This window comes from Pseudomonas sp. RGM 3321, assembly GCF_022836805.1.
GTDB lineage: Bacteria > Pseudomonadota > Gammaproteobacteria > Pseudomonadales > Pseudomonadaceae > Aquipseudomonas.
The window spans coordinates 92135-112400 of record NZ_JALHBH010000103.1; the positions used below are offsets into that span (position 1 = coordinate 92135).

Consider the following 20266-nt stretch of genomic DNA (forward strand, 5'->3'; position numbering starts at 1 on the left):
TTCAACCGGTAGCATAACGGAGCATTAAACAATTGATGAGCAGGTTGCGGGCCAGTTTGCTGGCCCTACCACGCCGCAAAAAGCGAATAATTCAGGTAGCTGCTGACGTTCTTCTTGTCTGGCTCGCCCTGTGGATGTCGTTTCTCGTGCGGTTGGGAATTGATGAGTTGATCAATCCTCTGGAGAAACATACCTGGCTGTTCATCAGTGCGCCGCTTGCAGCTATTCCATTGTTCATTCGTTTTGGCATGTACCGAGCGGTGATGCGCTATTTCGGCAACGACGCCCTGATTGCGATCATCAAGGCCGTCACGATGTCTTCGTTGATCCTCGGTTGTATGGTCTACGTTTACAGCAATCACCAGCAATTGGTCCCGCGCTCGGTCATCTTCAACTACTGGTGGCTGAGCATGGTGATGATCGGCGGCCTGCGTCTGGCCATGCGCCAGTATTTTCTCGGCGACTGGTTCGCGGCAGCGCAACACGTCCCCTTCGCCAAGAGCGACAATGGTCTGCAGAAAGTCGCCATTTACGGCGCGGGCGCGGCAGGAAACCAGTTGGTTGCTGCCTTGCGCATGGGACGCCTGATGCATCCGGTGGCGTTCATTGATGATGACGAATCGATTTCCAATCGGGTGATTTCCGGCCTGCAGGTCTACAAGCCTCGAAATATACAGCGAATGATAGATTCCACCGGTGCTCAGGAAATCCTGTTGGCGATCCCGTCTTCATCGCGCGGGCGTCGCCGGGAAATTCTGGGCTTTCTGGAAGGCTTTCCGTTGCACGTACGAAGCGTTCCCGGCTTCATGGACCTTGCCGCCGGGAGGGTCAAGGTAGACGACCTTCAGGAAGTCGATATCGCTGACCTTCTGGGGCGCGATGCGGTCCCGGCCCGAGACAACCTGCTAGAGCACTGCATCAAGGGCAAAACAGTGCTGGTAACCGGCGCAGGCGGCTCGATCGGCTCAGAACTGTGCCGACAGATATTACTGTTGCAGCCCACCCAGTTGCTGTTGCTCGACCACAGCGAGTTCAACCTCTACAGCATTCTTACCGAACTTGAGCAGCGAGCGGCTCGCGAGTCTCTTTCGGTCAAGTTACTGCCCATACTCGGTTCGGTACGCAATCACCCCAAACTGCTGTCGATCATGAAAACCTGGAAGGTCGACACGGTCTATCACGCTGCAGCCTACAAGCACGTCCCCATGGTCGAGCACAATATTGCCGAGGGAGTCATCAATAATGTCGTCGGTACGCTCAATACCGCACAGGCGGCCTTGCAGGCGGGTGTTTCCAACTTCGTTCTGATCTCCACCGACAAGGCCGTGCGCCCGACCAACGTGATGGGTAGCACCAAGCGCCTTGCCGAACTGATACTGCAGGCGCTGAGCCGCGAGACTGCGCCGGTGATATTTGGTGACAAGGCCAACGTTTATCAGGTCAACAAGACGCGTTTCACGATGGTTCGTTTCGGCAATGTTCTCGGGTCGTCCGGTTCGGTTATTCCGCTGTTTCACAAACAGATCCAGTCAGGCGGACCGTTGACGGTGACGCATCCCAAGATCACCCGTTACTTCATGACCATCCCCGAGGCCGCGCAATTGGTCATCCAGGCGGGTTCCATGGGGCATGGCGGGGATGTGTTCGTTCTGGACATGGGCGAGCCGGTCAAGATTGTCGAACTGGCCGAGAAAATGATCCACCTGTCGGGTCTGTCCATTCGCTCCGAAAAAAACCCACAGGGCGATATCTCCATCGAGTTCACCGGGTTGCGTCCCGGTGAAAAGCTCTATGAAGAGCTATTGATCGGGGACAACGTCGTTGCCACCGAGCACCCGATGATCATGAGTGCGAATGAGGATTTCCTGCAGTGGGATGTCCTGAAGGGCCGTCTTGTAAAACTGCTGGATGCGGTAGACCGCGACGATTACAACAGCGTGCGTCAATTGCTGCGAGAAACCGTAAACGGGTATACGCCGGAAGGTGAAATCGTTGACTGGATGTATCAGGAATGCAGCGGCGAACCGTGATTTGATCAACGATTACCGAGGGCCCGGCAACGGCAGACATACGTTGATTGATCTGGACATAGACAGCAACGCTCGACTTCTTTTCCCGGCGGCGGCAGTGCTCTAAGTTTCAGGCACAGCATGTGAAATGCTGCCTCGAACTGCTATGGAGCCTTATCTATGCGAACCCGTATCTTCAGTGCTTTGATCTTTGCCTTGCTCACCAGTGCCTCGGTTGCGGTCAACGCCACTGCGGCACCGTCGCCTGCCACCATGGAGCACTCCATGGAAAGCGCAGCGCCCGCTGCCGTTCATGAACAACGTAACGATAAAGTCAATCTCAATACCGCTGATGCGCAAATGCTTCAGAAGGAACTGGCGGGTATCGGAAAAAACAAGGCCGATGCCATCGTTGCTTACCGGGACGCCAATGGCGAGTTTACCTCTATCGATGAATTGATCGAAGTAAAGGGTATTGGCAAGGCTATTCTGGAGAGGAATCGCGAAAAGCTTGCAATTGATTAAGCCTCGCTCTATCCATTAAAAAACAGGCCGATCAATGATCGGCCTGTCTGTTTATACACGCTTTATCGAGAACGGTTCTTGATAAAGTTCTGTTTTCGATAAGTCAGTTGGCGCTCTTCTTTATCTCCTGTTTGAGATAGTCCCGAGTCGTGTCCAGAATGCGCTGCGACAGTTTTTCGTCAAAAGCACTACGGGCAAGTACCAGGCCGCCTACCAAGGTAGACAGTACCGGCACGCTCTTGGATTCAGTACCCGTTTGCGCCAGAGACTGATCGAACAGTTCCAGCAAGTGAAGAATGATTTTATCCGTTGTTGCGCTGGGCTGGTCGCGCTGACCCAGTTCCAGGCACATGGTTGGTAGTGGACAACCGCCGTCTGGCGAATCGCGACTGTCTGTAGAGAGGTAGAGATCAATGAATTCACTGAGCGAGTCCTGTCTGGCGAAAACGTCGCTGGTGATTCCCTTTACATTGTCGAGGGCGTGACTCAATGCCTGTTCAACAAGATCATCCTTGGATTTGAAATGCGCGTAGAAACCGCCATGGGTCAAGCCCAGTGCCTTCATCAAAGGTTGTAGGCCCGTAGCACCAATGCCGTCGCGACGAAAGCGCATTGACGCTTCCTTGACGATACGTTGATGGGTTTGGGCCTTATGATCGAGCGCGTAACGCATGCGCTGAGTCTCCAGAGATGGGCCAATGTGTAACCGCATTTATACATGGATAGATGAATCGATGCAGCAGGCTTTCAATCGTGATGAGAACTTGTGCCGGAATCAAGTGAAAGAATGCCTGTCTGCTTATCCAGCTAATGAGTGAAGCTGGCTGAAAAACGCAAACTATTCCCGCGCAGAATGCAGGCCCTCGTTGCTTGAATGAGCGCGCTGGCCTGTAAAACCACGACGTCGTCGACAAGAGGTCGATCATTCTCCAGCCCTTTGTGCAGAAGGCGTGCACGGGATTGCCTGCCTACAGTCCGGAAATTGTTGTCCTACAAGCCTTTGACTTCTGGCGTCAATCCCGGAGAATCTCGCCCGCTGTTTTCGAGGGGAGCGCTGAACTGCCGGCTTTTTCGACGCGCTGCCCTTTTTGATAAACCGGCCACGGAGAGTCGACCGGATGAATGATCAGGCTAACGGCGTCGTAGAACGCCTGGATGTAGCTCCCGAGAGCATCGCCTCTTGGAACCGTAATGACACCACCTGGATGCTCGGATTGTTCGGTACTGCCATTGGAGCAGGTACGCTGTTCCTGCCCATCAATGCAGGCATCGGTGGTTTCTGGCCACTGATGGCGCTGGCGTTGTTGGCGTTTCCCATGACGTTCTATGCCCACCGCGGGCTGACCCGTTTCGTACTGTCCGGGCGTGAAGGGGCCGATATCACTGAAGTGGTCGAGCAGCACTTCGGCAAAAGCGCCGGCGCGATGATCACCTTGCTGTATTTTTTTGCGATCTTTCCGATCCTGCTGATCTACAGCGTGGCCCTCACCAATACCGTGGGCAGTTTTCTTGAGCATCAGTTGCACATAGCGCCGCCGCCCCGCGCAGCTCTGGCGTTCGTGCTGATCATGGGCCTGCTGGCCGTGGTGCGTTGTGGCGAGCGGATCATCGTCAAGGCCATGAGCCTGATGGTTTATCCGTTCATCGTCGCACTGCTGTTTCTGGCGGTATTCCTGATTCCGCACTGGACCGGTGGCATCCTGAGTACCGCGACCACCTTTCCCGAGCCTTCAGCGTTCCTGCCTACCCTGTGGCTGGCCATTCCGGTAATGGTATTTTCGTTCAACCACACGCCGATCATCTCGGCGTTTGCCGTTGATCAGAAACGTCAGTACGGCGAAAACGCCGAGGTCCGCAGTTCGCAGATACTGGCCCGCGCCCACGGCTTGATGGTGGTGATGGTGCTGTTCTTCGTGTTCAGTTGCGTATTGACGCTGTCGCCAGCCCAATTGGCCGAGGCCAAGGCACAGAACATTTCGATCCTCTCCTACCTGGCCAACCACTTCAACAACCCGACCATCGCCTTCGTGGCGCCGCTGATTGCGTTCGTGGCTATTTCCAAGTCGTTTCTCGGCCACTACATCGGTGCGAGCGAGGGCCTGAAAGGGCTGGTTCTGAAAACCGGGCGTCGTCCCGCACCGAAGGCGCTGGATCGTCTGACAGCAGCCTTCATGCTGGTGGTGTGCTGGCTGGTAGCAACGCTGAACCCGAGCATTCTGGGCATGATCGAGACCCTGGGCGGGCCGGTGATTTCGGCGCTGCTGTTCCTGATGCCGATGTACGCCGTCTACAAAGTACCCGCCATGCGTAAATATGCAGGTGCATGGTCGAACTACTTTGTGGTTGCCGCCGGTGTGGTAGCGATCTCTGCACTGATCTTTTCGCTGACACGCTGAATCCGGCAGACATAACACTGGAAGCTGCGCTGATATAACAGCGCAGCCTTTGGCCAGGCGCTGCAATCAGGGTCAATCCACAGGTTCGGGATACAACGGCCTGGACAAATGCATGATGCTGGCATAGTCGTAGACGTACTGGCGTCCCGCATGGCTGGTCGAACGCAGTTGGTCGATCAGCTGCCGCTCTTTCTTGTTCAGGTATCTCAACGCCGGATCTTGACTGGACTTCAGGCGATCACGTTCATGGGCGTCAGGGAAAGCGATGACGTTCGTCATGAAAAATCTCCTTGGGTTTTAGTCCTTGTTTGCTTCGATGTTGCCCCGGTTGCGGTGGTGATGGCGACGGTTCACCTTACCCACAAAAACTTGGTGCGATCAACCCTGTAGATGCCGGGTGTGTCACATCGTTTGTGTGATCTCGTAGGATTGTCCGCTGCCGTTGATGACAATCTGTACGGCATCGTCTTCGAATTTGCCCAGCAGGCTTTGCCCCAGCGGTGCCCTGGCAGTGATGACTGTGACCAGTTGCTCACCTGCGCTGACCTTCAGACCAGCAGCATCAGGGCCGAGAAACAGGTATTGCGTCTGACCGCTCATGGCTTCGACAGCGACCAGATCACCGGTCTGAATGCCGCGTGATTCATCGAATGGCTTGAGCGACCAACTCCGATACGCCGCCAGCGACTGGCGAATCTCCTCGACACGCCGTGCCTGGCCTGCTGCCAGATACGATGCTTCCAGTCCCAGCGTGTCGTATTTGTTCTCGGCAATATTCTCTTCGTGGGTTGCCGTTTCGTAGGCGGTCTGTGCCGCCCGTTGTGCGATGTCCAGATCGATTTCCAGTTTGTCGATGATCGATTGCAGCACGTCCTGCTTGTTCATGGTTTATCCACAGTACTGATTGATGCTGGCGCGACTTTTTTCGCTCGGCGCAGTGCGGTCTTGCTGAATCCAGAAATCACACTTGGAACGGTTGAAGGTACGCTGTTGTTGTTCCTGAGCCTGTTCACGGGCCTGACGGGCCTCGCTTTCACGCAGGCTTTGCTCGTATTTGCGGAACATTTCAGTCTCCGGGGCGGACGGCGCGGCACTTTTTTGTGCAGGCGGGGCGGTGAGCTGGGCGGCGGCGTTTTCCAACGCCTGGGTTTGCGCCGGGGGCAGGCTTTTGTAATACAGCAGAGCGGTCAGGAACACCGCCATTGCGCCCAGCCAGATACCCAGCGCAATGCAGACAATCAATTTCAACGACACGTACAGGTCGCGACGGCGGGTAGTGGATGACATGGCTGAACTCCTTGCAGGGCAACAGATGTGATTGTGCCATGCCTGATGGCCGGGCATGAAAACTGTGCTGTCCAGTGGCATCAGGCTGGTGGCAACGGGGCGTTCTGAACGACAATCAACTTTTTTGCCATCCAGCCTCAGGGAGCCACGATGAAAGTCTCGTGGGACATTTTTTGCAGCGTAGTCGACAACTACGGTGATGCCGGCGTGACCTGGCGCCTGGCACGCCAGCTGGTTGCCGAGCAGGGTCTGCACGTGCGGTTATGGATCGACGACCTGTCGGCTTTCGTTCGCTTGTGCCCCGACGCTGATCTTAAGGCTCGGCAGCAATGGCAAGAGGGCGTGAGGGTGTGCCAATGGCCCGCTGAATGGGCTGACAGCGATATTCCTGACGTGGTCATCGAGGCCTTTGCCTGCCGCCTGCCGACGCCCTATACCGAATCGATGCTGCAGCGTTCGCCAAGGCCGCTGTGGTTGAACCTTGAGTACCTCAGCGCCGAAGACTGGATCTCGGGTTGCCACGGTTTGCCTTCGCCACAGTTGAACGGTTTGAAGAAGTTCTTTTTCTTTCCCGGATTTTCCGACGCCACGGGCGGCCTGCTGCGCGAAAGAAACCTGATCGAACAGCGCCAGCGATTTCAGCAAGACAAGGCCGCGAGGCGAGGTTTCTTGCAGGGGGTGGGTGTCGAGCCGTCGCCTGATGCCCGCTTGATCTCGGTATTTGCCTATGAAAATCCCGGGCTGGGCAGCTGGCTTGACGCGCTGGCCAGCGACACTCGGCCGAATCACCTGCTGGTGCCAGAGGGGCGCATTCTCGCCGATCTGCGGCGCTGGCTGGGTGTCGACGATGAGTTACACGCAGGTTTCATGCAGGTAAGGGGAGGGCTGACCGTGCAGGTGTTACCGTTCATCCGCCAGGAGCGCTACGACCAACTACTGTGGAGCTGCGATTTCAACGTCGTGCGCGGCGAAGACTCGTTCGTCCGTGCGCAATGGGCGGGGCGGCCGATGCTCTGGCACATCTATCAGCAGGAAGACGACGCGCACCTGCCCAAGCTTGATGCGTTTTTAGCGCTCTACCTGGCGGGTCTTGCGCCTGAGGTGGCGCATGCCGTGAATCAGTTCTGGCAGAACTGGAATATCGGCAGCGACCTGAGCGAAAGCTGGCTGGCACTCACCGAACACTGGGCTGAAATCGAAAAGCACGCCGGGCACTGGTGCCTGCAACAAGCCGCACAGACTGATCTTGCCACGGCGCTGGTGCAGTTTTATGGAAATTCGCTATGATACGCGGCCTTGATACAAGGCTCTGTACGAAAAAGGCCTGCGCAGGTTGTTTCTCGTACAGAGCCTTTGGTTAATTTCATCCAAATTCGGATATATGCAATGAAAACTGGTAAAGAGCTGAAACCCGGTACTGTGATCCGTCTCGAAAACGATCCTTGGCTGGTTCAGAAAGCTGAATTCACCAAATCCGGTCGTAACAGCGCGATCATGAAAACCAAGCTGAAAAACCTGCTGACCGGTTACAAGACCGAGATCGTTTACAGCGCTGACGACAAGCTGGACGACGTGATCCTCGATCGCAAGGAAGCCACCCTGTCTTTCATCAGCGGTGACACCTACACGTTCATGGACACCAGCGACTACACCATGTACGAGCTGAACGCCGAAGACATCGAAAGCGTTCTGCCATTCGTTGAAGAAGGCATGACCGACGTCTGCGAAGCAGTGTTCTTCGAAGAGCGTCTGGTTTCCGTAGAACTGCCGACCACCATCGTGCGTCAGGTTGACTACACCGAAGGCTCCGCGCGCGGCGATACCTCGGGCAAGGTCATGAAGCCTGCCAAACTGAAAAACGGTACCGAGCTGAGCGTTGCTGACTTCATCGAAATCGGCGACATGATCGAGATCGATACCCGTGAAGGCGGTTCCTACAAAGGTCGTGCGAAGTAAGCATGGTTTTGTAACCCCGTTACGCAAAAAACCCGCATCGCTGCGGGTTTTTTTGTGCCTGAGATTCTTGCCGGGCAGCCGTTGCCCAGGTGTCAGACAGGATCAGACCGTTACATGCAGGCGCACATCGACGTTACCGCGAGTGGCGTTCGAGTAAGGGCAGACCACGTGAGCGGCATCGACCAGTTGCTGAGCGTCGGCTTGCTCCAGGCCTGGCAGGCTGACATGCAGGTCGATGTCCAGACCAAAACCACCGGGAATCTGGCCGATCCCTACGTGGGCGGTAATCGAGGCGTCTGCCGGAATACTGCGTTTGCTCTGACCAGCGACGAATTTCAGGGCACCGATGAAGCAGGCCGAATAACCGGCAGCGAACAGTTGCTCCGGGTTGGTGGCTGCGCCGCCAGCACCGCCAAGTTCTTTCGGAGTGGCCAGTTTGACGTCGAGAATCTTGTCGCTGGAAACGGCACGACCATCACGGCCGCCGGTGGCGGTTGCAACTGCGGTGTAAAGAGTGTCCATGATTTTTCCTCGTTCGGTAGGTTTTGTTGCGCAAAATACTTGCGCGCTAACTAATCGCAAAGCAAAGGTAGTCCAAGGTTGGTTAGCGCGCAAGCTAAATTTTGCAAAAGTTGAAAGAGGTCGCTTTCGGGAGGAGGAAAGCTACCAGGGCGGCTAGCTGGAGATCTTGCCAGCCCCGTGGTGCACGAGGCTCTGGCGCAACGAACGGCAGGTCAGTCCGGGCGGGTGTGAGCCTTTTTCTTAAAGGCTCTGGTGCAGATGGTCACGCAAGTCCAGCAACTGTGTCTGCAGGTCACGAAGCCTTTCCATATTCAGGCCGCTCGCCGACAGAATACAGCCGGGTATGCTCAGTGCCTGGTGTCGCAGTGCACGACCTTGTTCAGTCAGGTGCAGCAATACCACGCGTTCGTCCTCTTTGCTGCGGGTGCGGCTGATAAAGCCCTCGCCCTCAAGACGCTTGAGCAAAGGTGTCAGAGAACCCGGATCGGTGAGCAGGCGCGTGCTGACATCACCGACGGTAAGCCCGTCTTTTTCCCACAGCACCATCATTGCCAGATACTGCGGATAAGTCAGCCCGAGCGCCTGCAGCAGCGGCTTGTAAACCTTGGTCATCATCAATGAAGTGGAATACAGGGCGAAACACAATTGGTTATCCAGCAGCAGCGAATCGCAATCGGCAGGCGCAGCGTGGGCAGGGGTTTCTTCGGCACTCATATCAGGTCCTCAAACTCAGTCGAATGAGTTTAACTTAGTGTTGCATTCTTTAATGTGCCAGATAATTCCGAGTGTGCAGGCTCAAAGCGCTGGCAGCTAGCGCCGCGCGCAAAAAAACAGGTAACACCGGGTGTTGGTTGCGCGCAGGACTGCGTAGCATTTGGCCATTGACTGGGCGGGGACGTAGTGTGATTGAAATTGTGATGTTTGTGTTACTGGGTGCAGCGATGGGCACCCTGGGGGGGCTGTTCGGAATCGGTGGTGGTCTTGTGGCAATTCCCGCGCTGGGGGTGCTGTTCGGTCTGGATCAGCAATTGGCGCAAGGGACTGCGTTATTGATGGTGTTGCCTAACGTGTTACTCGCCTTGTGGCGCTATAACCAGCGCAACCGGATTTTGCTGCGTAATGCGTTGATGTTGATCGTTCCCAGTTTTATTTTTGCCTGGCTGACGTCGCTGCTGGCGGTGCGCGTGGATCCGCAAAGCATGCGCCTGGGCTTTGTCGGCTTTCTGGTGGTGCTGACCGTGTTCAATGTCGCGCAGATGTATTGGCGCAGCCATCAGGTCGGCAGCGGGTTACGTCACGAAAAGTGGCTTTGGCTGCTGGGTGTCGGGTCGGGCATGACCGGCGGTCTGTTTGGCGTTGGCGGGGGAGTGGTGGCCACGCCGATCCTGACCAGCGTGTTTGGCACGACACAGGTTGTGGCGCAAGGGCTGGCGCTGTCCCTCGCGGCCCCGAGCACCGGTATCACGCTGGTCACCTACGCGCTGCACGATCACGTCAACTGGTCGATGGGCATTCCATTGGCCATTGGTGGTCTGGCCAGCATCAGTTGGGGTGTCAAGCTGGCGCACTCGCTGCCGGAGCGAACGCTGCGCCTGATGTTCTGCGTGTTTCTGGTGTTCTGTGCCGTGATTCTCGCGCTCAAGGTTTGAAGCCGTCGATGATGTAATCGGCCATGCATTCGGTGATGGGCGAGGGGTTTTTCGGATTGCGCAGCAGTACGATGCTGGCCGTTGGCAGCTCGGGCAATTGTTCGGCCGCGCCGATGATGCGCAAATCTGCAGTGATCAGGCTTTGAAACTGTGCGGTGACTGCCAGGCCCGCGCTGACCACTGCTGTGATTGCTGCCATGCTGGAACTGCTGTAGGCGATGCGGTAATCACGTTCCACGCTGTCCAGGGCGTTGCACGCCCAGTCGCGACAGAAGCAGTGCGTATTGAACATCGCCAACGGAATGGGGTTTTGCTCATGCGGAGCAAAACCGCTGGCTTCCATCCAGACCAGGCGCTCGTGACGCAACAGCGTACCGATCTCGGTGCCGGGCTTGCGCGTGACGATGGTCAGGTCCAGGTCATTGCGTTGCAGCAGCAGGTCGGACGGTTCGCAATGCACCTCGACCTGAATCAGCGGGTAGGCTTGTGCGAACTGCGAAAGAATGCCGGGCAGAAAGCGCATCACGTAGTCGTCGGGCGAGCCGATTTTGACCACGCCGATCATGTGTGGCTCGCGCAGCGTATTGAACACCTCACTGTGCAGCTTGAGGATGCGCCGCGCATAGCCAAGTAATACCTGCCCCTCTGCGGTCAGGTTCAGCACGCGGCCTTCACGCTGAAACAGCGGACGCTGCACGACATCCTCTTCGAGGCGTTTCATTTGCATGCTGACCGCCGATTGCGTGCGGTTGACCACCTCGCCTGCGCGAGTGAAACCGCCGTGATCGGCAATAGCCACAAAGGTGCGCAGCAGCTCGGTGTCTATGCCTGGGTAGTGGGTGCCTGAATAGCTGGCCAATACATCAATCTCCCAGATGCACTGCATAAGAAACATTCGTTGGATTGATCTTATGCCAAGCGCGAGACTTTAGTCATCTCACACGGAGGGCAAGATGATGAATGGTCAAAAAGAGAGTGTATTGATCGCAAGGCCTGCCGGGCATGTACAGTCAGGCAAGGCGTTGGTGTGGTTGAAGTATCGCCTGCAGCGCTGGCTGGAGCTGCACCGTCAGCGCCGCTATCTGGCGCAGATGAGTGATGACACGCTGAAGGATCTAGGGCTGAGCAGGGCCGACATTCAGCAGGAAGTCGAGCGTCCGTTCTGGGATGACCCGCTCAAGCGCTGAGCGGGCGGCTTGCTCTGCTTAGCGCCTGACCTGCTTCAGGGTTTCGGCAATCAGGAACGCCAGCTCCAGTGACTGATCGGCGTTCATGCGCGGGTCGCAGTGGGTGTGGTAGCGATCCGAAAGGCCGTCTTCGGTGATGGGCCGGGCGCCGCCGATGCATTCGGTGACGTTCTGCCCGGTCATTTCGATATGGATGCCACCGGCATAAGTGCCTTCAGCCTGATGCACCTGAAAGAACTGCTTAACTTCGCCGAGGATCTGCGCAAAGTCGCGGGTTTTGTAGCCGCTGCTGGCCTTTATGGTGTTGCCGTGCATCGGGTCGGAGCTCCACAGCACTTTGCGGCCTTCGCGCTCGACCGCACGAATCAGCTGTGGCAGGTGATCGCCGACCTTGTTGGCACCCATCCGCGCGATCAGGTTGAGACGGCCCGGATCGTTGTCAGGGTTGAGGATGTCGATCAGACGAATCAGGTCGTCGGTGTTCATGCTCGGGCCGACCTTGACGCCGATCGGGTTGTTCACCCCGCGCAGGAATTCGACATGCGCGCCGTCCAGTTGCCGGGTACGGTCGCCGATCCACAGCATGTGTGCCGAGCAATCGTAGTAATCATTGGTAAGGCTGTCGCGCCGCACGAAGGCTTCTTCGTAATTGAGCAGCAATGCCTCGTGGGCGGTGAAAAAGCTGGTTTCACGCAGTTGCGGCGAGCTGTCCATGCCGCAGGCGCGCATGAACGCAAGCGTTTCATCGATGCGGCCGGCCAGTTGGCTGTATTTCTCGGCCAGCGCCGAGTTGGCGATGAAGTCCAGATTCCACTTGTGCACCTGATGCAGGTCGGCAAACCCGCCCTGCGCGAAGGCACGTAGCAGGTTCAGGGTGGCGGTGGACTGGTTATAGGCTTGCAGCAGGCGTTCGGGGTCCGGCACACGGCTTTTCTCATCGAAACCGATACCGTTGACGATGTCACCGCGATACGCCGGTAACGTTACGCCGTCGATGATTTCGTCGTTGGCCGAGCGAGGTTTGGCAAATTGTCCGGCCATGCGTCCGACTTTCACCACCGGGCAACCGGCGGCGAAGGTCATGACGATGGCCATCTGCAGCAGCACCTTGAACGTGTCGCGAATCTTGGCTGCGGAAAACTCCATGAAGCTTTCCGCGCAGTCGCCGCCCTGTAGCAGAAACGCGCGACCCTGGGTCACTTCGGCAAACTGGCGGCGCAACTCTCGGGCTTCGCCGGCAAACACCAGCGGCGGATAGCTGGCCAGGGTCTGTTCGACCTTCAGCAGGTGCGCGGCGTCAGGGTAGTGAGGTTGCTGCTGAATCGGCAGTGCCCGCCAGCTGTCGGGGCTCCAGGGTTGGCTCATTATTGGCTCTAGGGTTGTGCAATCGGGCCAGCATGTTAGCAGTTCGCCGTTGCTCTGCCAGCGTAGGGCAGACCACCGGAATGGCATAGCGCCCGGCAATGTGTGACAAAGCCGCGCGCTTGCCCGACAATTCGCGTTTTGCGCTCGGCGCAGCGATGACCAGGAACGGTAATGACGGAAGAGCGTGAGCGCGTAGAACGAATTCTGGCCGAGGTCCACGACGACTTCGGCATGATCCGCGTGCTGGAAGTAGAGGATTACCGCTTTCTGGAGTTTGGCGAGGCCATCGAGCAGAGCTGCACGTTTACGGCTGACCCGAGCTGGCTGGAGTACGACTACACCCGCGCGATGCTGATCGGTGCACTGTGTCACGACGCGCCGGACAGCGCGCTGTTTCTGGGGCTGGGTGCCGGTACGCTGACCCAGGCCTGCATGAAGTTCCTGCCGCTTGAAGACGTTGAAGTCATCGAGCTGCGCCCGGACGTGCCGCGTCTGGCCATGGAGTTCATGGGGCTCGATGACGATCCGCGTCTGTATATCCGGATCGGCGATGCGCTGGAGTTGCTTGACAGCGCCGAGCCTGCCGACCTGATCTTTGTCGATCTGTACACCGATGTCGGGCCGGGCGTCGGGCATTTGGCCTGGAATTTTTTGCAGGGCTGCCAGCAACGCCTTAATCCCGGTGGCTGGCTGATCATCAACCAGTGGGCCACCGACGACGGTAAACCGCTGGGCGCGGCCTTGCTGCGGGGTTTGTACCATCGCCATTACTGGGAGCTGCCGGTAAAGGAGGGCAATGTCATTCTGATCGTGCCTGCCGACCTCGATCAGACGCTGGATATCGAGGCACTGAGTTCGCGTGCCGAGGCACTTGCGCCGCATCTGGGGTACTCGCTGGAGTCGTTGATCAGGGCGGTCCGTTGCGCGACCTGAACGGGCGAGGCATGTGCTGGCTGGTCTGAAAACAGGGGCGAGACAATTCGCCACACCCCCGCAGGTCGGGATACCGGCCATTCGCAAGAGCAGATTAAACGTTTAAGCGGCAACGCCCGCAATCTCGGGCCCGCGCCCTTGTCGGCCAGCCCTTTACCCGGACTCAGGGCCTGGCGTTGCTCGAAGATGGCGCAATGTTTTGCAAAAAAAGACTCACTAAGGTGCGTAATTCCGGTATAGTGCGCGCCGGCCTTAACAGGGCCCTCGTCAAGGTATTGCAGTTCCCCGAAGCCAGCTTCGGTTGCTTGTTCGCACAACGGACTAGCCTGGACGATCCATTCATCAAACGTTTTCGCAAATCCCCGCCGACAAAGCAGCCAGGGTGACCTCAAGGTCGTACACGGCACGCGCAGCTTTGAAGCATGGGTCTTTGCGGATGCACTAGAGGCAGACCCATGACCCAGGAAATCGGCGGCTTCGCCGCTCTCGAACTTCATCCAAATATCGTTGCAGCAGTCGTCGCCACTGGCTACGAAGAGCCTTCGGCCATTCAGCAGCAATCGATCCCGATTATTCTCGCCGGTCACGACATGATTGGTCAGGCGCAAACCGGTACGGGTAAAACCGCCGCGTTCGCACTCCCTATCCTGCATCGTATCGACCCGAGCAAGCGCGAGCCGCAAGCACTGATCCTGGCCCCGACCCGCGAACTGGCACTTCAGGTTGCCACCGCGTTCGAGACCTACGCCAAACAAATGCCGGGCGTGACCGTTGTAGCGGTCTACGGCGGCGCGCCAATGGGCCCGCAGCTCAAGGCCATCCGCAACGGCGCACAAATCGTTGTCGCTACCCCCGGCCGTCTCTGCGACCACCTGCGTCGTGACGAGAAAGTCCTGGCAACCGTGAACCATCTGGTTCTCGATGAAGCGGACGAAATGCTCAAGCTGGGCTTCATGGACGACCTCGAAGTCATCTTCAAGGCCATGCCTGAAACCCGCCAGACCGTGCTGTTCTCGGCAACGCTGCCACAGTCGATCCGTGCCATCGCCGAGCGCCATCTGCGCGATCCGAAGCACGTCAAGATCCAGACCAAGACCCAGACCGTTACCGCGATCGAGCAGGCTCACCTGCTGGTTCACGCTGACCAGAAGACCTCGGCTGTACTGAGCCTGCTGGAAGTCGAAGACTTCGACGCCCTGATCATGTTCGTCCGCACCAAGCAGGCGACCCTGGATCTGGCAAGCGCCCTTGAAGCCAAAGGCTACAAGGCTGCTGCACTGAACGGTGACATCGCCCAGAACCAGCGCGAGCGCGTTATCGAATCCCTCAAGGATGGCCGTCTGGACATCGTTGTAGCGACCGACGTTGCTGCCCGTGGTCTTGACGTTCCGCGTATCACCCACGTATTCAACGTGGACATGCCTTACGACCCAGAGTCCTACGTTCACCGTATCGGCCGTACCGGTCGTGCCGGTCGCGAAGGTCGTGCACTGCTGCTGGTAACTCCTCGCGAGCGCCGCATGCTGCAAGTGATCGAGCGTGTAACCGGTCAGAAGGTTGCGGAAGTCCGCCTGCCGGATGCCCAGGCCGTTCTGGATGCCCGCATCAAGAAACTGACCAACAGCCTGTCGCCACTGGTTGCTGATGCCGAATCGACTCATGGCGATCTGCTGGATCGTCTGACTGCCGACATCGGTTGCAGCCCGCGTGCCCTTGCTGCTGCACTGCTGCGCAAGGCTACCAACGGTCAGGCTCTGACCCTGGCAGCTATCGAGCGCGAGCGTCCGCTGGTTCCGAACAACGCTCCTCGCGGTGATCGTCCAGAGCGTAGCGGCAGCAGCGATCGCGGTGATCGTCCTGAGCGTGAGCGTCGTGCGCCGGTCCCGCTGGCCGAAGGTCGTGCTCGTTGCCGTACCGCGCTGGGTGCGCGTGATGGTATCGCTGCCAAGAACCTTCTGGGTGCGATCCTCAACGAAGGCGGCCTGGCCCGCGAAGCTATCGGCCGCATCCAGGTGCGTGACAGCTTCAGCCTGGTCGAGCTGCCGGAAGATGGTCTTGAGCGTCTGCTGACCAAGCTCAAGGACACCCGTGTTGCTGGCAAGCAGCTCAAGCTGCGTCGCTATCGCGAAGACTGATCGGCTTCTGAGCTGATAGGTCAATAAAAAATCCCCGACTGGTTCGGGGATTTTTTTATTTCAAATTCGGGCGGTCGGATCTTTTCGGGATCAATCGAAGCGGTAGATATCCATCCCGAGCGCACCCATGGTGAAGCCTTGATGGGCAACACTGAATGCTCCGCCTGCGCCCCGTGCGAAATACAGCGGCAGCAAATGCTCGTCACTCGGGTGCGCTCGCATCGCATAGGGGGCGAGACTGCGGTAGTGGTGCAGGGTGGCTTCATCTTCTTTTTGCAGCTTGTCGATCATCCAGTCACGAAACGTCACAGCCCATGGCTCTGTGCTTCCGGGACCAGCGTTCCAGTCCAGATCGCGCAGGTTATGCGTGATGCTGCCAGAGCCGATAATCAATACACCCTGTTCACGCAGGCTGGCCAGCGCGCGGCCCACCCGTGTCTGTAGCTCGGGCCCCTGAAGGCTAGGCAGTGAGATCTGCACCACCGGAATATCGGCGTTCGGGTACATCAACGACAAGGGCACCCAGACGCCGTGGTCGAACGGTCGTCTGCTGTCTATGCGTGCGGGCAGATCGCTGGCGGCCAGCAGCTCGACTATTGTGCGGCTCAGCTCAGGCAGACCTTTCGCCGGGTATTGCACCGCAAACAATTCAGCCGCAAAGCCGCCGAAATCATGCCAGGTCTCGGGGTGTGGATTGCCGTTGACGATCAGTTCGTCGCTTTCCCAGTGTGCAGACACCACTACGATGGCGCGAGGCCTGGGCAGGCTGGCGGCCAATCGCGTCAGGGCGGGGCCACTCTCGCCGGGCTCCAGCGCGAGCATAGGGGAGCCATGGGAAATAAACAGGCTTGGGAACATTTAACGCTCCAGAATATGAGAATGCTCCATAGTCGTTCATTCTCATGATCTAAATCTAATATAAGTTATCGCGCTTTTTGATCGAATTTTCAGGAGGTTTCATGCAGGCGGATTTTTGGCTGCAGCGTTGGCAGGCAGGACAGATTGGCTTTCATCAGGCGCAGGTCAATCGGGACCTGCGCCAGCATTGGCCTCTTTTGAGGCTTGAGCCTGGGGCTCGGGTTCTGGTGCCGTTGTGCGGCAAAAGCCTGGATATGAACTGGTTGATCGAGCAAGGTTGCTATGTGGTCGGCGCAGAGCTTTCCGAGGCGGCGGTAGCAGGCTATTTCAACGAGCGCGGTGTGCAACCGCAGATCACGCGCAAGGGCGACTTCAGCGTCTATGCAGCGCCGGGCATCGAAATCTGGTGCGGCGATTTCTTCGCCCTGACGGCGCACGATATTGGTCACTGCACAGCCTTTTATGACCGTGCCGCCTTGATTGCCTTGCCTGCGGACATGCGCGAGCGCTATGTGCAGCAGCTTGAAGCGTTGATGCCTCAGGCCTGCAGCGGCCTGCTGGTTACCCTTGAATACGACCAAAACCTGCTCGAAGGTCCGCCATTCTCCGTGCCGCACACGTGGCTGCAGGCGTTTGTGTCCGGAAGCTGGGAAATCACGAAGGTCAGCGAGCAAGATGCGCTACACAGCAGTCCCAAGGCGTTGAGGGCCGGATTGGAGCGCATGGATGAGCACGTTTATATGTTGGAGCGTCAATCGCGCTGAGTTGGGCCTGAGTTCTTATCCGATCGCAGAACCGTTTGACGCAGAGCGAACTGCATTCCCATACAGAGCGTGAGGAACGAGAGGTGTCCGGCAGAACACCTCTCATTGCTGTGAGCGGGGCGAAAGCTATCGCGTTGGTGGGATCAACCGCGGCGGCGCAGGGCCTCGATGCGCTGCTCCAGCGGCGGGTGGCTCATGAACAGCCCTGCCAGGCCTTTCTTCAGACCGGCGTTGATACCGAACGCCGTCAGGCTGTCAGGCATGTTCACCGGTACGCCCTGTTCGGAACGCAGGCGTTGCAGCGCACCGATCATCGCGTCCGTACCGGCCAGTCGGGCCCCTGCGTCGTCAGCGCGGAATTCGCGTTTGCGCGAGAACCACATGACGATGGCGCTGGCCAGAAAGCCCAATACCAGCTCGGCGAAAATCGTCGTAATGTAGTAGGCAATGCCCTGACCGTTCTCGGTCTTGAAGATCACCTTGTCGACGAAGTTGCCGATGATGCGGGCAAAGAACATCACAAACGTATTCACCACACCCTGCACCAGCGCCAGTGTGACCATGTCTCCGTTGGCAACGTGGCCGATTTCGTGCGCCAGTACAGCTTTCACCTCATCCGGCGAGAACCGCTCGAGCAGGCCCTGGCTTACCGCAACCAGTGCATCGTTCTTGTTCCAGCCCGTGGCGAATGCGTTGGCTTCATACGCCGGGAAAATACCGACTTCCGGCATCTTGATGCCCGCATCGCGGGACAGTTGTTCAACGGTCTGCAGCAACCATTGCTCATGGCGGGTGCGAGGCTGACTGATGATCTGAGTGCCGGTACTCATTTTCGCCATCCACTTGGAGATGAACAGCGAGAACAATGAGCCCGCGAAACCGAACACAGCGCAGAAAACCAGCAGCTGATTGAGGTTCAGATCAACCCCGTTGGCCGCCATGAACCCATTGAAGCCAAAAAGGCTCAGGGTGATGCTGGCAATCAGCACGACCGCAAGGTTAGTGGCCAAAAACAGCAAAATGCGCATCATGGTCGAAACGTTCTCCTCAGGTAAATATGTAACTCGATGCCGGGTATATAAGGTGATGCCCGCTGCTATTCAACAGAGGGACTATTTCAAACTGTGTCCTCTTCACGCAATCGATGTTAATCCCGCAAAGCTGAACGGCGCCTGAGCCAGAGTGGTCGATGCCTGAAGGGTTGAGGGCGCGGCGCTCATGCTGTTTTGGCAGGGCACAAATAAACTGCCCCGAACAGGTCGGGGCAGGGATGCGGCGCGAGAGGGGGCGGTGTCTGTTTACTGACGATAACCCTTCAGGAAGTTACCGATGCGGCCAATGGCCTGCTCCAGCTCATCAACGCGCGGCAAGGTCACGACGCGGAAGTGATCAGGGTAGGGCCAGTTGAACGCCGTGCCCTGAACCACCAGCAGTTTCTCCGAGAGCAGCAGGTCAAGGACGAACTTCTCGTCGTTGAAGATCGGGCAGACCTTCGGGTCGATGCGCGGGAATGCATACAGCGCGCCCATCGGCTTGACACAGCTGACGCCGGGAATATCGTTGAGCAGCTCCCAGGTGCGGTTGCGTTGCTCCAGCAGACGGCCTGGCGGCAGGATCAGGTCGTTGATGCTCTGATAGCCGCCCAGCGCGGTCTGAATGGCGTGCTGGCTCGGCACGTTGGCGCACAGGCGCATGTTGGCCAGGATGTCGATACCTTCGATGTAGCTCTGCGCGTTGTGTTTCGGCCCGGAAATGGCAATCCAGCCGGAGCGGAAGCCTGCGACCCGATACGACTTGGACAGACCGTTGAAGGTCAGGCACAGCAGGTCCGGCGCCAGTGAGGCGGTGCAGATGTGCACAGCGTCGTCATAGAGGATCTTGTCGTAGATTTCGTCGGAAAACACCACCAGATTATGCTGGCGAGCCAGCTCCAGCATGCCCAGCAATACCTCGCGGGAATACACCGCGCCGGTCGGGTTGTTCGGGTTGATGATCACCATGGCCTTGGTGTTCGGCGTGATTTTGGCCTTGATGTCTTCAAGGTCCGGCCACCAGTTGGCCTGCTCATCGCAAAGATAGTGCACCGGGCTGCCGCCGGACAGCGCCACTGCCGCGGTCCACAATGGATAATCGGGTGCCGGAACCAGCACTTCGTCGCCGTTGTTGAGCAACGCCTGCATCGACATCACGATCAGCTCGGACACACCGTTGCCCAGATAGATGTCTTCGATGCCGACGCCTTCGACCTGCTTCTGCTGGTAGTACTGCATAACGGCCTTGCGGGCGCTGAACAGGCCCTTGGAGTCGCTGTAGCCCTGAGCAGTCGGCAGGTTGCGGATCACGTCCTGCAGGATTTCGTCCGGCGCCTCGAAACCAAACGGTGCCGGGTTGCCGATGTTCAGCTTGAGGATGCGGTGGCCTTCCTCCTCCAGGCGTTTGGCGTGCTTGAGCACCGGCCCGCGAATGTCGTAGCAGACGTTTGCGAGCTTGTTCGATTTGTTGAACTGCATGGTGATGATCCCGAAAATGGACGAGCTGTTGCCGGCTTGCAATGAAGGTCGCAGCACGTTCGCCATGAAAATGGGTTTGTATGCGACAAACGCGGGTGCCAGACTGACGTCTGACCTGGCGCAATCATACGTGCCACCTGATCTGTGGAAAAGGTACAGATCGGGGTTTT

The 20266-nt window shown here is 57.7% G+C and carries 21 protein-coding genes; 10 read left to right on the top strand and 11 right to left on the bottom strand.

Features of this window, described 5'->3' with window-relative positions; genetic code table 11:
- The first annotated feature begins 35 nt into the window (after nt 1-35).
- Both RGM3321_RS10010 and RGM3321_RS10015 read left to right on the top strand, forming a co-directional pair.
- Nucleotides 36-2030, top strand: coding sequence for a nucleoside-diphosphate sugar epimerase/dehydratase (locus tag RGM3321_RS10010; RefSeq protein ID WP_244392929.1), 1995 nt, complete (start codon nt 36-38; stop codon nt 2028-2030).
- 159 nt (nt 2031-2189) lie between these two features.
- Nucleotides 2190-2534: a helix-hairpin-helix domain-containing protein gene (locus RGM3321_RS10015; RefSeq protein WP_244392930.1), complete on the top strand. Its 345-nt coding sequence runs from the start codon at nt 2190-2192 to the stop codon at nt 2532-2534.
- A 103-nt stretch (nt 2535-2637) separates the two neighbouring features.
- On the opposite strand, the gene RGM3321_RS10020 is transcribed toward RGM3321_RS10015, so the two are convergent.
- Nucleotides 2638-3207 (bottom strand): TetR/AcrR family transcriptional regulator, encoded by a 570-nt coding sequence (locus RGM3321_RS10020; RefSeq protein WP_244392931.1) that lies wholly within the window; start codon nt 3205-3207, stop codon nt 2638-2640.
- 445 nt (nt 3208-3652) lie between these two features.
- Here RGM3321_RS10020 and RGM3321_RS10025 point away from each other — a divergent pair, with 445 nt between their 5' ends.
- Nucleotides 3653-4930, top strand: coding sequence for an aromatic amino acid transport family protein (locus RGM3321_RS10025; RefSeq protein WP_058401278.1), 1278 nt, complete (start codon nt 3653-3655; stop codon nt 4928-4930).
- Nucleotides 4931-5002: 72 nt separating this feature from the next.
- On the opposite strand, the gene RGM3321_RS10030 is transcribed toward RGM3321_RS10025, so the two are convergent.
- The 3 genes from RGM3321_RS10030 to RGM3321_RS10040 all read right to left on the bottom strand — a co-directional run bounded on the left by RGM3321_RS10030 (nt 5003) and on the right by RGM3321_RS10040 (nt 6217).
- Entirely contained in the window at nt 5003-5209 is a 207-nt protein-coding gene (locus RGM3321_RS10030) for a hypothetical protein (protein ID WP_002554553.1), read from the bottom strand.
- A gap of 123 nt (nt 5210-5332) precedes the next feature.
- Complete coding sequence (locus RGM3321_RS10035; protein ID WP_244392932.1) at nt 5333-5815, bottom strand: transcription elongation factor GreAB; 483 nt, start codon at nt 5813-5815, stop codon at nt 5333-5335.
- Nucleotides 5816-5818: 3 nt separating this feature from the next.
- Nucleotides 5819-6217 carry a hypothetical protein gene (locus RGM3321_RS10040; protein ID WP_244392933.1) on the bottom strand — a complete coding sequence of 133 codons (399 nt, stop codon included), beginning with the start codon at nt 6215-6217 and terminating at the stop codon, nt 5819-5821.
- A 150-nt stretch (nt 6218-6367) separates the two neighbouring features.
- Between RGM3321_RS10040 and earP the strand changes: the two genes are divergently transcribed.
- Both earP and RGM3321_RS10050 read left to right on the top strand, forming a co-directional pair.
- Nucleotides 6368-7504, top strand: a complete 1137-nt coding sequence (gene earP / locus RGM3321_RS10045; protein ID WP_244392934.1) for an elongation factor P maturation arginine rhamnosyltransferase EarP — start codon at nt 6368-6370, stop codon at nt 7502-7504.
- A gap of 99 nt (nt 7505-7603) precedes the next feature.
- Nucleotides 7604-8173, top strand: a complete 570-nt coding sequence (locus RGM3321_RS10050) for an elongation factor P (protein ID WP_005616505.1) — start codon at nt 7604-7606, stop codon at nt 8171-8173.
- Between the two features lie 102 nt (nt 8174-8275).
- Here the strand turns inward: RGM3321_RS10050 and RGM3321_RS10055 are convergent, their stop codons facing one another.
- Both RGM3321_RS10055 and RGM3321_RS10060 read right to left on the bottom strand, forming a co-directional pair.
- Nucleotides 8276-8695: an organic hydroperoxide resistance protein gene (locus RGM3321_RS10055; RefSeq protein ID WP_003373293.1), complete on the bottom strand. Its 420-nt coding sequence runs from the start codon at nt 8693-8695 to the stop codon at nt 8276-8278.
- A gap of 240 nt (nt 8696-8935) precedes the next feature.
- The gene (locus RGM3321_RS10060; RefSeq protein ID WP_244392935.1) at nt 8936-9409 is read right to left on the bottom strand and encodes a MarR family transcriptional regulator; all 474 of its coding nucleotides are present in this window, start codon (nt 9407-9409) and stop codon (nt 8936-8938) included.
- Between the two features lie 188 nt (nt 9410-9597).
- On the opposite strand from RGM3321_RS10060, the gene RGM3321_RS10065 reads away from it, so the two are divergent.
- Nucleotides 9598-10344: a sulfite exporter TauE/SafE family protein gene (locus RGM3321_RS10065; RefSeq protein ID WP_244392936.1), complete on the top strand. Its 747-nt coding sequence runs from the start codon at nt 9598-9600 to the stop codon at nt 10342-10344.
- Here the strand turns inward: RGM3321_RS10065 and RGM3321_RS10070 are convergent.
- A complete protein-coding gene (locus RGM3321_RS10070; protein WP_244392937.1) occupies nt 10334-11239 on the bottom strand; it encodes a LysR substrate-binding domain-containing protein in 906 nt (301 codons plus the stop codon). The genes RGM3321_RS10065 and RGM3321_RS10070 overlap by 11 nt on opposite strands.
- 58 nt (nt 11240-11297) lie before the next feature.
- Between RGM3321_RS10070 and RGM3321_RS10075 the strand changes: the two genes are divergently transcribed.
- Entirely contained in the window at nt 11298-11531 is a 234-nt protein-coding gene (locus tag RGM3321_RS10075; protein ID WP_244392938.1) for a DUF1127 domain-containing protein, read from the top strand.
- A gap of 18 nt (nt 11532-11549) precedes the next feature.
- On the opposite strand, the gene RGM3321_RS10080 is transcribed toward RGM3321_RS10075, so the two are convergent.
- Complete coding sequence (locus tag RGM3321_RS10080) at nt 11550-12896, bottom strand: 3-deoxy-7-phosphoheptulonate synthase class II (RefSeq protein ID WP_002554540.1); 1347 nt, start codon at nt 12894-12896, stop codon at nt 11550-11552.
- A 171-nt stretch (nt 12897-13067) separates the two neighbouring features.
- Between RGM3321_RS10080 and RGM3321_RS10085 the strand changes: the two genes are divergently transcribed.
- Both RGM3321_RS10085 and RGM3321_RS10090 read left to right on the top strand, forming a co-directional pair.
- Nucleotides 13068-13829, top strand: coding sequence for a spermidine synthase (locus RGM3321_RS10085; protein WP_244392939.1), 762 nt, complete (start codon nt 13068-13070; stop codon nt 13827-13829).
- Nucleotides 13830-14251: 422 nt separating this feature from the next.
- A complete protein-coding gene (locus RGM3321_RS10090; protein WP_223113125.1) occupies nt 14252-15964 on the top strand; it encodes a DEAD/DEAH box helicase in 1713 nt (570 codons plus the stop codon).
- Between the two features lie 90 nt (nt 15965-16054).
- Here the strand turns inward: RGM3321_RS10090 and RGM3321_RS10095 are convergent, their stop codons facing one another.
- Nucleotides 16055-16822 (bottom strand): class III extradiol ring-cleavage dioxygenase, encoded by a 768-nt coding sequence (locus RGM3321_RS10095; protein ID WP_244392940.1) that lies wholly within the window; start codon nt 16820-16822, stop codon nt 16055-16057.
- Nucleotides 16823-16923: 101 nt separating this feature from the next.
- Here RGM3321_RS10095 and RGM3321_RS10100 point away from each other — a divergent pair, with 101 nt between their 5' ends.
- Nucleotides 16924-17586 carry a thiopurine S-methyltransferase gene (locus RGM3321_RS10100; protein WP_244392941.1) on the top strand — a complete coding sequence of 221 codons (663 nt, stop codon included), beginning with the start codon at nt 16924-16926 and terminating at the stop codon, nt 17584-17586.
- Between the two features lie 143 nt (nt 17587-17729).
- Here RGM3321_RS10100 and htpX read toward each other — a convergent pair whose 3' ends face one another.
- On the bottom strand, nt 17730-18617 hold the full coding sequence (htpX, locus tag RGM3321_RS10105; protein WP_003418061.1) for a protease HtpX: 888 nt from the start codon (nt 18615-18617) through the stop codon (nt 17730-17732).
- A gap of 267 nt (nt 18618-18884) precedes the next feature.
- Nucleotides 18885-20096: a pyridoxal phosphate-dependent aminotransferase gene (locus RGM3321_RS10110; RefSeq protein ID WP_004657364.1), complete on the bottom strand. Its 1212-nt coding sequence runs from the start codon at nt 20094-20096 to the stop codon at nt 18885-18887.
- Nucleotides 20097-20266 lie beyond the last annotated feature (170 nt).

Bases quoted from the DNA above. Each gene is read 5' to 3' on its own strand.
- RGM3321_RS10010 (WP_244392929.1), top strand. From the start codon at position 36: ATGAGCAGGTTGCGGGCCAGTTTGCTGGCCCTACCACGCCGCAAAAAG.
- RGM3321_RS10015 (WP_244392930.1), top strand. From the start codon at position 2,190: ATGCGAACCCGTATCTTCAGTGCTTTGATCTTTGCCTTGCTCACCAGT.
- RGM3321_RS10020 (WP_244392931.1), bottom strand. From the start codon at position 3,207: ATGCGTTACGCGCTCGATCATAAGGCCCAAACCCATCAACGTATCGTC.
- RGM3321_RS10025 (WP_058401278.1), top strand. From the start codon at position 3,653: ATGAATGATCAGGCTAACGGCGTCGTAGAACGCCTGGATGTAGCTCCC.
- RGM3321_RS10030 (WP_002554553.1), bottom strand. From the start codon at position 5,209: ATGACGAACGTCATCGCTTTCCCTGACGCCCATGAACGTGATCGCCTG.
- RGM3321_RS10035 (WP_244392932.1), bottom strand. From the start codon at position 5,815: ATGAACAAGCAGGACGTGCTGCAATCGATCATCGACAAACTGGAAATC.
- RGM3321_RS10040 (WP_244392933.1), bottom strand. From the start codon at position 6,217: ATGTCATCCACTACCCGCCGTCGCGACCTGTACGTGTCGTTGAAATTG.
- earP (WP_244392934.1), top strand. From the start codon at position 6,368: ATGAAAGTCTCGTGGGACATTTTTTGCAGCGTAGTCGACAACTACGGT.
- RGM3321_RS10050 (WP_005616505.1), top strand. From the start codon at position 7,604: ATGAAAACTGGTAAAGAGCTGAAACCCGGTACTGTGATCCGTCTCGAA.
- RGM3321_RS10055 (WP_003373293.1), bottom strand. From the start codon at position 8,695: ATGGACACTCTTTACACCGCAGTTGCAACCGCCACCGGCGGCCGTGAT.
- RGM3321_RS10060 (WP_244392935.1), bottom strand. From the start codon at position 9,409: ATGAGTGCCGAAGAAACCCCTGCCCACGCTGCGCCTGCCGATTGCGAT.
- RGM3321_RS10070 (WP_244392937.1), bottom strand. From the start codon at position 11,239: ATGTTTCTTATGCAGTGCATCTGGGAGATTGATGTATTGGCCAGCTAT.
- RGM3321_RS10075 (WP_244392938.1), top strand. From the start codon at position 11,298: ATGATGAATGGTCAAAAAGAGAGTGTATTGATCGCAAGGCCTGCCGGG.
- RGM3321_RS10080 (WP_002554540.1), bottom strand. From the start codon at position 12,896: ATGAGCCAACCCTGGAGCCCCGACAGCTGGCGGGCACTGCCGATTCAG.
- RGM3321_RS10085 (WP_244392939.1), top strand. From the start codon at position 13,068: ATGACGGAAGAGCGTGAGCGCGTAGAACGAATTCTGGCCGAGGTCCAC.
- RGM3321_RS10090 (WP_223113125.1), top strand. From the start codon at position 14,252: ATGGGTCTTTGCGGATGCACTAGAGGCAGACCCATGACCCAGGAAATC.
- RGM3321_RS10095 (WP_244392940.1), bottom strand. From the start codon at position 16,822: ATGTTCCCAAGCCTGTTTATTTCCCATGGCTCCCCTATGCTCGCGCTG.
- RGM3321_RS10100 (WP_244392941.1), top strand. From the start codon at position 16,924: ATGCAGGCGGATTTTTGGCTGCAGCGTTGGCAGGCAGGACAGATTGGC.
- htpX (WP_003418061.1), bottom strand. From the start codon at position 18,617: ATGATGCGCATTTTGCTGTTTTTGGCCACTAACCTTGCGGTCGTGCTG.
- RGM3321_RS10110 (WP_004657364.1), bottom strand. From the start codon at position 20,096: ATGCAGTTCAACAAATCGAACAAGCTCGCAAACGTCTGCTACGACATT.